An 11813-nucleotide genomic window follows, 5' to 3' on the forward strand; every position below is an offset into this window, starting at 1 on the left:
GCTGAAGTTTAGAGGTGGTAAATATAACTCTCGTGTTAGGAAGTTTGCAGCCATGACTTCCCTCTCTTCAAAACCGTAAAATTATATTCTTGTCCTCGTCTTAACCTATCTCTTATGAGAATTATAAGTAAAATTACTCCATTATTATATGCCGTTTATCGTTAGAAATCAACCTCTTCCTGTGCATAATTTGTACACACAGAGAAAAAGTCAGCGAGCGAATAAAGAACGACTCTTTCTTGAAAAATGGTCCTTAACAGTTGAATAGATCCTTCAGTTGGATCATTTGTATACACATAAACAGCAGATGGCGCCATTCCAACAAGAGGAGCCACAACACGTTGATCTATGTATAAAGTCTTTGGAGTAGTCGATGCATTCGCTGAAAAAAATTCTCGCTGCGTGTCGTTTAGTTCTAGCAAACTGTGGTCATAGAGTTTAAACCGATCGCTTCCTTCGTGAACAACATAGACACAGCTCATATAGTGCGTCTGCTGACGAATCGTGTGACGGAGCTGTTCAATATACACCTGATATTCCTGCTCTAGCTTATATTCATCAATACCTACTCCAACGTAATATTGCAGACGTTGACAGTATTCCCGGAGACGGAACTGAATAAACGATTCAAATGTAAAATCTCGCTCTTCTGTCAATAGTTCCTCTAAAGCCTCTTCCACTAAGCGTTCACGACTCTTAGAAAATTGCTTTTGTGGTATATCTGTACGCTCACCTTCTAAAATAGATTGAACCATGTGAAGAATCTGGATCTGCTCCTCATGCTCTTCGTAAAAAAACTTACTTTGAATAATCGACAGTAAAAATTCTTGCTCTTTAAAGGAGATCAAATAACGAATGAAGACTGGTATAACAACTTCACGTAAAAGAGCAGCTTTTGTTTGTTTTGCATCTATAGTTAATAGTTGATGATCAACTAATCGGAAGCAATTTTCATGTACCGAAAGGGTTTCTTGCTGTAAACGCAGCAACTCATAAATCTGTATAGCATCACTTTGATTTTGAAAATACATCTTAATCAACCCTACCCCCCCTTTTTTGATGGACACGCTCAAGTTATATATATGGGGGAATACGCAAAAAAATGAGCAAGTCATGATGATAAAATCACATAACTTGCTCATTTTTTAATAACGGCGGTTTTTACCTGTTACTTCTGTTGGTGTCGTAAGCGCCCGAATGCGCTCCATAATCCTTGCCGCCTTCAACGCTTCTTGTTCACCGCGCTGTGTATACGTAAAATGATGCTCAAGCTGTTTCCAATCTAAATTTGAAGCAAAAAAGGTTGGTAAGTTTTCGAGCATACGAAATTGTAGAATCGTTCCTAGAATATCATCCCTCATCCAGCTTGTTACGGATTCAGCTCCTAAATCATCAAGCATGAGAACAGGCGCTTTTTTAACGAACTCTACCTTTTCATTGACAGACTGATCTTGAAACGAACCTTTTAATTCACGTAAAAACTCTGGCACGTACACAATTAGTGAGCGCACCTGCTTGTCAGCGAGCTCATTTGCAATGGCGCCAAGTAAGTATGTTTTTCCAACGCCGAAAGGACCATGAATATACAACCCTTTCACTTGTTTTCCCGGCTCATATTCACGAAGAAACTGATGTGCTAGTTTAATCGCCTCAATACGCCCATGCTCTACTTCAATCTCCGCCATAGACGCACGTAAAATATCCTTTGGCACGTACAGACTTTGAATAAAAGCCTGCTGCTCTTGCATTTGATCTTCACGTACTTTTTTAGGGCAGCGCTCATACTGCAAATCAATGGTTTTCCCTTGAATAATAAGCTGCGGATGATACCCTTCAATCATATTAATGCATTGACCAAGTGAGGGACACTGCTCACATTGTTTGCTTTGAGTAGTATACTCATATAATTTTATTAAGCTTCGATCAATCATTTCAGCTGTTACTCGATCTTCATTTTCACGTAAAAATGCTTGAACCCTTGCATCAGCCATTACTTTTTTCTTCATTTCTTGAAATCGCTTTTGAAAGTCCCCTTTATTGGCAAACTCTCGAAGCGAGTCATTTAACGGACGCATCTTCCTCACCTCTTTTCAACCTATGATTTATCTTTTCGGTACTGCTTTAACTCTTCTTCTAACTTGCGTTTTTCCTCTTCAAAGCTTGAAGAAGCGGGCGCTTCATCATTGCTTTGCTGTGGCTGCTCTTCTTTTTGTTCATTCAGCCATTTCGGCACCATTTCTTTTCGAACAACTCGGCGTGATGAAGTAGACTTTGCTTGCTTCGCTTCCGGCCAATTTTGATATTGCTTATGCTCTTGCTTTGCAAGCTCCATCGCTTCACGAACCGTTTTCAAGTTTTTTCTCGCCCAATGACTTGCGATTTTTTCCATGTAGGCTTTGGATAATTTCATATCTGTTCGCAGCATGACGTAATAAATTAAGACGTTCACTACACCCGCAGGCAACTTTTGTTTAAACATGACGTCTTCAATCATCTGAAGCTCTGTTTTTGCCGGCTCTGCTCCACCTGAAAAATCTACCAACAGCTGTCTTGGAGACGTAGTCTCTAGCTGTTTTATGAGCTGTTCTTCCTGTGTTGTTGGCTCTTTCTCTTCCATCGTGCGCAGTGCCGGTGGCTGAATCGTGTCTCCTAGACTCGGTAGCGTATCACCATTTGAAAACTGATAATAGTCCCGCGCCGATTTCCGAAGCTGTTCAATATCCACCTGATCGTTTTCATTTAAGGCCCCAATCACAATATTTTTCATTTGAAGCGCATCGATTCCGTACAAAAAAGCAAGTTTCTTAATCGCTTCTTTTACTTTCGTTGTGATTGCTCGCTTTGGAATCATCGTGTCTGTTAAACCAGCGTAAAACAGGTCGAAGTTAAATACGTCATCTTGAACAGTCGGAGCCTTTGATGTCGTGTGGTCGACATATTCTAAGCCATCATCGGCCAACAAGTCCTGATTGGTTTGATCAAAATTAGGTGATAACTCATGCTCATGTAGAGACTGAAACACTTCATTAAATGAACGAGTCACATCGCTAAATTCCCCTTGAGGGCGTACTTCATCAGAAAAAGACCTCTTTATTTTATGAAACAAGTTTTTCCCTACGCGGTTATACAAATAGACGTTTAATACCCCATCGTTGAAAAAACGGTAAGGTGAAAGAGGAGGCTGTAACTCATAAATGAAGATTCGACTCTCATTTTCTTCTTTTACATACGTCCGCAGTAGCCCAATTCCTTCTAGCTTCAAACGTTCTTGATGGATCTGTCTTAAATTTAGTTGCATCAGCACCATTAAATGATGATGCGTCGACTCTTGTCCCCATAATCGATCTTTCTCAAGCTCACTCCATAAAGTCATGTATAAGCTAAAGCAAAGCGAACCAATTAACGGTTGATAAAGCGTTGTTAAGACGTTGCGATCATATTCATGAATGATGCCACTTGCCCTTACTACGTAACGATCAACTGGTATCATTTCTTTCCAATGTTGTTGATTCATGACTTACTTCCCTACCTTATAAGGTACTACCTCCGTTAAGAGATAAAAAAAGAGCCGAAGACTTAGTTCTGAGCTCTTTTACATACGTTCTTTTTTGATTAATTCTCTCAGTTCATCAATAAATACATTAATGTCTTTAAACTGGCGATAAACGGAGGCGAATCTTACATACGATACTTCATCAATTTTCGCTAGGCGTTCCATCACCATTTCGCCTACTGTATCTGATTGAATTTCAGATACACCTTGGCTGCGAAGTTCTTTATCAATGTCGATGACCGTGTCTTCTAATTGCTTTAACGGGACAGGTCTCTTTTCACACGCCTTAATAAGACCGCGCAAAATCTTTTCTTTGCTAAATTCTTCTCTCGCTCCATCTTTTTTAACAACAACTAAAGGAATTTCCTCTACTCGCTCAAACGTTGTAAAACGGTATTGGCACTCCTCACATTCTCGTCTTCTGCGAATGGAACGTCCTTCTTCAATTGGTCTAGAGTCTAAGACTCTAGTTCCATTATGATAACATGACGGACATTTCATGGTCTCAGCTCCATTATGGCAACATTTTTGTATAATTTTATATTCCATTTTTTAAAATCAAAATGCATTGTTTGCATGAAAACTTTTGCATATCTATCATCTTATAAAAGATGCTCTTCTAACACAAGTAAAGGAGCATAAAATTTTTAATTACCTGCTCCCACTCTCGTAGCTCCTGCACGGACAAATACTAACTTCTTGTTCAATTGTTCATACATGCTTTTAATCATAGCCTTACTATACCCGAAATCCATTGGCAAAATTTTCGTATCAGTTGTGACGGAAAAATCAATTGCTGTCTCAAATGGGCGTAATGAAATAATGGTGATCACCATAAACGCTTTACGACCTTTTTTAATATTCACACTAATTTCGCCGCGATCCTCGTATGCCGCTACAATTTCAAAGCCTTCTAATTTCTCCATTAACTCTTTGACTGCTTTAAACCCATTTGGGGCAGTTGTCTTATAGTAATGACTTCTCAAACTCTCGTCTGGATGATGATCACCTGTTTCACACTGAGTTGAGAAAACGCTTTTAATATTATCTAGAACCCCCATGCTTACCGCTCCTTCTTTTACCCTTTCTTCTATCATAACAAAAAAGAGGTGTATAATATACACCTCTTGCTCATTCATTTACAATTGTTCATTATAGCGCTTTTACTTGCGCTGGCTTCACTTGTACAGGGCCCATACCACGTGGTAATTCAACTGTTTCACGTGTTTCAGCTCCTAAGCTTTCAGCAATGTGATTAGCCGCAACATTTGGATCTAAATGCCCGCATGTGTATACATCAATACTCGCATATCCATGTTCAGGGAAGCTATGAATAGTTAAGTGAGATTCAGAAATAATAACCACTCCACTCACACCCTGTGGTGCAAATTTATGGAATGCTACCTCACGAACTTCTGCTCCTGATTTTAAAGCAGCATCTACAAATGTTTTTTCAATGAATTCAATATCGTTTAGCTTGTCGAAATCGCAACCCCATAATTCTGAGATTACATGACGTCCCATAGTTTCCATTTAAATGTTTCCCCCTTTAAGAAATTGTAATGGATCAGATGAAATCCTTTCCCATATGGAATGACATCTACCACGGGGGAAAGTTAGTCCAAAGAGGTCCTAACCCTTTAAGTAGCACATTACCGTAGGTATATAAGAAGTTCACGAAACATAGTATACTTTGTTTAAAATCATTTTGCAATACATGTTTTTTTATTTTTTGGTACAAACGACCATTTGAAAGGGCTGTTCGTTTCTTCTTTTTTTACGGTTACCTACGGAACATTATTCATGTATTATTATGTGTCTATAATTTTTTTACCCTACCTCTCCACCGGAAAACATCAAAAATAAAACAGGTTGATTGGTAAGGCTTACAAAAACCTACCAATCAACCTGTAATTTAGTTTCATTTTATCCTACTTTTACTTCTGAGGGTTTCATCATTTGGAGTGCCGTATATTTTACTAAATCAACCACTCGTTTTGAATATCCCCATTCGTTGTCGTACCAAGCGAGTACTTTTAACTTTCTTGATCCCATCATCATAGTCGATAATCCATCAATAATAGCTGAATTTGGATTCGTATTAAAATCGATGGAGACTAATGGCTCAGTTGTACAATCTAAAATTCCTTTTAAATGGCCGCTTGCTGCCCGACTAAATGCATTGTTCACTTCTTCTACTGTCACATCAGTTTGCAAGTCGACAACCAAATCAACTAATGACACGTTTGGTGTTGGCACGCGAAGCGCTAAACCGTGTAATTTCCCTTTAAGATGCGGAAGAACCAAGCTTAAAGCCTTCGCAGCACCAGTGGTTGTTGGGATAATGGATTCTCCACAAGCACGGGCACGACGCAGGTCTTTGTGTGGGTTGTCTAAATTCTTTTGGTCGTTCGTAAAGGAGTGGATTGTTGTCATTAATCCATTTTCGATTCCAAAATGCTCATCTAATACTTTTACAACAGGTGCTAAGCAATTAGTCGTGCAAGAAGCATTTGAAATAACGTGATGCTGTTCTACATCCAACGTGTCTTCGTTTACGCCCATTACAATCGTTGCATCCGCTTCTTTTCCAGGAGCAGTCAGAATCACTTTTTTAGCTCCTGCATGTAAATGAAGGGACGCTTTTTCTTTTGAATTAAATTTCCCTGTCGCTTCGATCACGATATCTACGTTCAAATCATTCCACGGTAATAATTCAGGCTCGCGGCAGCTTAACAATTGAATGACTTTTCCGTCTACTAAAAGTGCGTCATCGTTCGCTCTTACATCCCCGTCAAATTTACCATGGATAGAATCATATTTTATTAAATGAGCAAGTGTTTCAGCTGGATAACTAGCGTTGATTGCCACTAGCTCAATATTTTCTTCTTTAATAAGATTTCTAAACACCATACGACCAATTCTCCCAAAACCACTAATTGCGACTCGCATCTTCATGATGTTCACCACTCCCCTTAATGTTATACTTTTTAACATATACCCTGTTATTAGTATAACACATTTGGAGTTTTTTGCACTAATTAAAATACACCATTTTATCTTCAAAATTTCATTTTGATAAAAGCGCCTAGTCACAATTAAGACAACAAAAAAAAGAAGGAGAGCGTTCTCCTTCTTTTTACGTTTATTTATCTAAAAATGCTAATACGCTAAGCAACTGTTGCTTCGTTTCTTCAACACTTCCGTTATTATTAATCACCGCATCCGCAAGCGGTACTTTTTCAATCAGCTTCATTTGGGAAGCGATTCGGTTCGTTGCTTCTTGTTCTGATAAATCGTTGCGTTTTATCAATCGCTCCAGTTGGACGGATTCATCAACATAGACTAGGAGCACTTTATCTACTAAATGAGTCAAGTTGCTTTCAAATAAAAGCGGGATATCTAAGACAATGATCGGTTCATTCGCTTCAATGAGCGTTTCCTTTTGTGATAGCATTGATTGGCGAACCGCTGGATGAACGATTCCGTTTAGAGTCGTTCTTTTTTGTTCATCAGCAAAGATCATGGAGCCTAGCTTGACTCGATTAAGCGTTTTGTCAGCAGCGAGAATTTCTTCGCCGAACGCTTCAACGATTTGCTCGTAAGCTTTTTCTCCTGGCTCTACGACTTCTCTAGCGATGACGTCTGCGTCGATTACAGGTATGTTCATTTCTTTTAACATATTAGATACAGTGCTTTTTCCACTAGCAATTCCGCCAGTTAAACCGATAACAAGAGCCATATTTCTTCTCCTTTTTGAATGAGAGTGGGATTGTGTTTTTGAATAGTTCGGTCTTTCGTTTCAGACTGCTTCGCTTTCCACAAAGCGAGCGCTGAGCCGCCTCCTCGTTGCTTCGCTTCCTGCGGGGTCTCATCTGTCCCTCTCATCACGCAGGAGTCTTCGCTATCTTCCTCTTCAGACCTCTTTTCATTGAATCGAAATGTTTTGGAGACCTCTTCCTTCATTGCGGTTGATTTTCTACACGTGCATTTACGAACTTATAGACGTAAAATCCCAAGGATAATGAGCAACACCCCAGGGAGGAATGAGAAGGATTTCATCCATTTTAAGTGTGAGAAGGCTTTACCAAAATGAATACCTAGACCTAAAAAACAGAAGCTCATGAGTCCAACAATAATGGATAAGTACAGTGGGGAGTACCCGAGTAAGGCCGCACCTATTCCTGCTCCAAATGCGTCTAAGGAAAGGGCCACACCTAGCATGATCGCTTCAATTCCGTTAATGGAACCAGATTGATCGAAGTCGGCGACAGTCGGCTTTTTTAAGATGTTAATGACCACACCGAGCGTTTTAATTTCAAGTTTTAATAGAACCTTTTCTTCTTCTTTATTTTCCGCCTGTGAATCAGAGGGATGAAAAAATTGATACAAAACCCATGCCCCGAGAATTAATAAAATAAATCCTCCGAGCTTTTCCGTGAACGCGGGTGATACAAATGTAGCTAGTAAATTCCCTAATAGCATGGAGACAACTAATGATAGCGCCGAACAGCAGGAGATAATGATAATTGATTTTAATGGAATCCGTAATTTTCTTAAGCCATACGTCAATCCAACGCTAAAATTATCAAGGCTGACGGCAAAAGCTAATAAAAGTAGTGAGAATAAAACGGTCATGATAAAGCTCCTTCCATATCGTATCAGAGATAGTATATGAAAGAAGCCTATCCTTTGTTATAGTTGCCTATGAAAGTTGCTGACATTTCGGACAAATGTGAGTTCCACGTCCTGCTACAACCGTCTTTTCAATAGCGGTTCCGCAATTGCGACACGCTTCACCTTTTTTGCCGTACACGTACAGCTGAAGCTGAAACTGTCCTACTTTTCCTTGTGTGTTCACATATGAACGAATGGTACTGCCTCCGGATTCAATTGCTTCTCCAAGCGTTTTAATGATTTCTTCGTGAAGCTTTGTTATTTCATCATCAGTCAATTGATTGGAAATTTTCTCTGGATGAATAGATGCCCGAAATAATGCTTCATCTACATAGATGTTTCCTAATCCAACCACAATGGTCTGATCAAGCAGAGCAGCTTTTACTTTACGATTCGTTTTCTTAAGACGCTCTTTTAAGAGTGTCGGAGTAAACGCTTCGTCAAAAGGCTCAGGTCCTAGAGTCGCAAGGGGTGCTTCTGTTTCTTCCTGCCCCTTTGTAAATAAATGCATCGTCCCAAATTTTCGAACGTCACGGTAGCGTAGCTCAGTACCATCTGTGAATTCAAACATGACGTGAGTATGCTTGTCGTAAGGCTCTTCTTTCTTTGCTAAAGCATACCGACCTTCCATACGCAGGTGAGAAACAATTACGTAATGGTCCAGAAAGATTTTTAAAAACTTTCCTCTTCTCCCTACGTCTTGGATCGTTTCACCGATTAATGCATCAGCAAACTGCTCGATTTCGGCAGGTTTTTTTATAATGTTTGGCCATAAAACCGTTACTGTTTTGATCGTTTTCCCTTTCACTAATTCAATTAACGTGCGTCTTACCGTTTCAACTTCAGGTAATTCAGGCATCTTGATCCCTTCCTTTTCTAAGCTGTCAGTAAAGCAGCAATCTAAAAAAGATTGCTGCTTCTATTTGTTTAGTATCATTACTTCGCATCAAACCACGTTGGTCCGTATGCATAGTCTACTTTTAGTGGTACATCTAGCTTTAATGCGTTCTCCATTACGTCTGGAACGATTTCTTGTAGCTTTTCAATCTCTTCTCGTGGTGCTTCAAAGATCAATTCATCGTGCACTTGAAGCAAGAGACGAGCTTTCATTCCTTCTTTTTCTAAGCGCTCGCTCATTGCGATCATCGCTTTTTTAATAATATCTGCAGCCGTTCCTTGAATCGGTGTATTCATCGCTGTGCGTTCCGCAAAGCTTCGTAAGTTGAAATTACGGCTTGTGATCTCTGGGAGATAACGACGGCGATTTAATAGCGTCGTCACATAGCCCTTACTTTTGGCATCATGAACGATATCCTCCATGTACTCTTTAACGCCTGTGAAGCTCTCTAAGTAGCGATCAATGAATTTACCCGCTTCTTTTCTTGTAATGCCTAAGTTTTGAGAAAGCCCATAATCACTAATTCCATACACAATTCCAAAGTTTACGGCTTTTGCTTGTCTTCTCATATTTGACGTGACGTCTTCCTTTTCAACGTGGAAGACATCCATCGCGGTTTTTGTATGAATATCTAAATCATGTTGAAATGCATCAATTAATTCTTTATCTTGCGCAATGTGAGCAAGAACACGTAGCTCAATTTGCGAATAGTCCGCTGCAAAAATGATCCAATCTGGTTCAGACGGCACGAACGCTTGTCTGATTTTTCGTCCTTCTTCTAATCGAATCGGGATGTTTTGAAGATTTGGATCTGTTGAGCTTAAGCGCCCTGTTTGTGTCAGCGTTTGGTTGAATCTTGTATGAACTTTGTCCGTTTCTTCATAAATAACTTTCTTTAGGCCTTCAATGTAAGTAGATTGAAGCTTTCCTAGCTGACGGTAATCCAAGATGTATGGAATAATTTCGTGAGCGCCCTGTAGCTGCTCAAGTACATCAGCTGACGTTGAGTAACCTGTCTTCGTCTTTTTCACAACCGGTAGCTGTAGCTGTTCAAATAAGACCACACCTAATTGCTTTGGTGAATTAATGTTAAACTCTGTTCCAGCTAGCTCGTAAATACGCTGCTCAATTTCTTCTAGTCGCTTTTTGATGTCCACGCCCATGTCATTGAGCTTATTACGATCAACTCTGACACCTTGAGCCTCCATATCAGCTAATACAAGAGAAAGGGGCAGTTCCAATTCAGTTAGTAAATCGAGCTGCTCGTTTTCTTTTAATCCTTCATAAAAAACATCCTTGAGATGATAAACGGCTACAGCCTTTCGCACAATGTGCTCTGCAAGCTCCGTTTCTTCTGGTACTTTGCGTTTGGCACCTTTTCCATACACGGCTTCATCGGTTTGAACTTGGGAATATCCTTTTGTTCTTGCAACGGTAGATAGGTCTTCGTTCGAATCAGCAGGGTTTAGCAAATAGGAGGCCATTAGAATATCAAAATTGATACCCTTTATATCAATGTTTTTCCATTTCAATGCAACGACTGAACGCTTAGCATCAAACACAATTTTCTCTGCTTCTTGATCTTCCAACCACTGAATGAATACGTCCGATTGTAAACCGACAGACGCCGGAATAAAGTATTCGCCGCTTTCATTGACAAGACCGAAGCCAATAATATCTGAATGATGGTAATTTTCATCAAACAACTCCACGATGAGCGCTGAAGGTGAAACGAGCATATCCTCTGTTACTTCTTCTACAGTCGTAACCTCAAGATTCTCAAGCTCTTCACTTACTGTGTCTCCCTCATAGCCTAGTTTTTCAAGCAGTGTATTAAAGCCAAGCTCTTTAAATAACGCTGTCAAACGATCAACATCGTATCCTTCATAAGCAAGATCTGTTACCGCCATTTCCATTGGCACTTCGCGGAAAATAGTCGCAAGCTCCTTACTCATTAATGCTTGATCTTTAAATTCTTCTAGCTTTTCTTTTAATTTTTTCCCGCTCACTTGGTCAATAGCCGTTAATAATTTTTCAACCGTTTCGTGCTCTTTTAACAGCTTCAGAGCCGTTTTCTCGCCGACGCCTGGAACTCCTGGAATGTTATCAGAGCTATCACCCATCAGCCCCTTCATGTCAATAATTTGATCCGGTGTAATTCCGTACTTTTCATCAATTGCAGCCGGGTTGTATGAATCGACTTCTGTAATTCCTTTTCGCGTAATATCAACCGTCACACGGTCGGAAACAAGCTGCAGTAAATCTTTATCGCCCGAGATGACCTTTACCTCAAAGCCGTCTTTTTCTGCTTGAAGCGACAGCGTACCGATAATATCATCCGCTTCGTAGTTTTCGATCTCATAGCGCTTCACTTGATAAGCATCTAGCAGTTCACGAATAAATGGAAATTGCTCTGAAAGCTCAGGTGGCGTTTTTTGTCTTCCACCTTTGTATTCTGTAAAGGTTTTATGGCGGAACGTCGTTTTCCCAGCATCAAAAGCGACTAGCATATGCGTAGGCTTTTCCTCTTCAATAATTCGCATAAGCATCATTGTGAAGCCATAAACCGCATTTGTATGTATTCCCTTGTCGTTGTTAAGCAAAGGCAGTGCGAAGAATGCACGATAGGCAATACTATTCCCATCAATTAAAATTAGTTTTTTTGACATAGAAGGTCCTCCACTT

Annotated in this window: 12 protein-coding genes and 1 other annotated feature (1 of these 13 only partly in view); all 12 genes read right to left on the minus strand. The window is 39.9% G+C overall.

All coding sequences use genetic code 11. From position 1 onward, the window contains the following. Nucleotides 1–111, minus strand: a binding site (T-box leader); it reaches 124 nt to the left of the window's first position. A gap of 50 nt (nt 112–161) precedes the next feature. After that, a complete protein-coding gene (ytxC, locus tag IE339_RS20340; RefSeq protein WP_242176259.1) occupies nt 162–1031 on the minus strand; it encodes a sporulation protein YtxC in 870 nt (289 codons plus the stop codon). A 114-nt stretch (nt 1032–1145) separates the two neighbouring features. Next, nucleotides 1146–2075, minus strand: coding sequence for a primosomal protein DnaI (dnaI, locus tag IE339_RS20345; protein WP_242170664.1), 930 nt, complete (start codon nt 2073–2075; stop codon nt 1146–1148). Between the two features lie 20 nt (nt 2076–2095). After that, a complete protein-coding gene (locus IE339_RS20350; RefSeq protein ID WP_242170665.1) occupies nt 2096–3514 on the minus strand; it encodes a replication initiation and membrane attachment family protein in 1419 nt (472 codons plus the stop codon). Nucleotides 3515–3592: 78 nt separating this feature from the next. Beyond that, nucleotides 3593–4054, minus strand: a complete 462-nt coding sequence (nrdR, locus tag IE339_RS20355) for a transcriptional regulator NrdR (protein WP_242170666.1) — start codon at nt 4052–4054, stop codon at nt 3593–3595. Nucleotides 4055–4200: 146 nt separating this feature from the next. Next, nucleotides 4201–4614: a cytosolic protein gene (locus IE339_RS20360; protein WP_242170667.1), complete on the minus strand. Its 414-nt coding sequence runs from the start codon at nt 4612–4614 to the stop codon at nt 4201–4203. 91 nt (nt 4615–4705) lie between these two features. Then, nucleotides 4706–5086: an adenosylmethionine decarboxylase gene (gene speD, locus IE339_RS20365; RefSeq protein ID WP_053400871.1), complete on the minus strand. Its 381-nt coding sequence runs from the start codon at nt 5084–5086 to the stop codon at nt 4706–4708. A gap of 393 nt (nt 5087–5479) precedes the next feature. Then, on the minus strand, nt 5480–6511 hold the full coding sequence (locus IE339_RS20370) for a glyceraldehyde-3-phosphate dehydrogenase (RefSeq protein WP_242170668.1): 1032 nt from the start codon (nt 6509–6511) through the stop codon (nt 5480–5482). Between the two features lie 187 nt (nt 6512–6698). After that, complete coding sequence (gene coaE / locus IE339_RS20375; RefSeq protein WP_242170669.1) at nt 6699–7295, minus strand: dephospho-CoA kinase; 597 nt, start codon at nt 7293–7295, stop codon at nt 6699–6701. Then, entirely contained in the window at nt 7274–7519 is a 246-nt protein-coding gene (locus IE339_RS20380) for a hypothetical protein (protein ID WP_242170671.1), read from the minus strand. Before IE339_RS20380 ends, coaE begins: the two co-directional genes overlap by 22 nt. Before the next feature lie 33 nt (nt 7520–7552). Next, nucleotides 7553–8191 carry a sporulation membrane protein YtaF gene (gene ytaF, locus IE339_RS20385; RefSeq protein WP_242170673.1) on the minus strand — a complete coding sequence of 213 codons (639 nt, stop codon included), beginning with the start codon at nt 8189–8191 and terminating at the stop codon, nt 7553–7555. Nucleotides 8192–8258: 67 nt separating this feature from the next. After that, the gene (gene mutM / locus IE339_RS20390) at nt 8259–9089 is read right to left on the minus strand and encodes a DNA-formamidopyrimidine glycosylase (protein WP_242170675.1); all 831 of its coding nucleotides are present in this window, start codon (nt 9087–9089) and stop codon (nt 8259–8261) included. A gap of 77 nt (nt 9090–9166) precedes the next feature. Then, nucleotides 9167–11797, minus strand: a complete 2631-nt coding sequence (polA, locus tag IE339_RS20395) for a DNA polymerase I (protein ID WP_242170677.1) — start codon at nt 11795–11797, stop codon at nt 9167–9169. Between the last annotated feature and the right edge of the window lie 16 nt (nt 11798–11813).

It is taken from the genome of Priestia koreensis, assembly GCF_022646885.1.
In the GTDB taxonomy this organism is placed as follows: Bacteria; Bacillota; Bacilli; order Bacillales; family Bacillaceae_H; genus Bacillus_AG; species Bacillus_AG koreensis_A.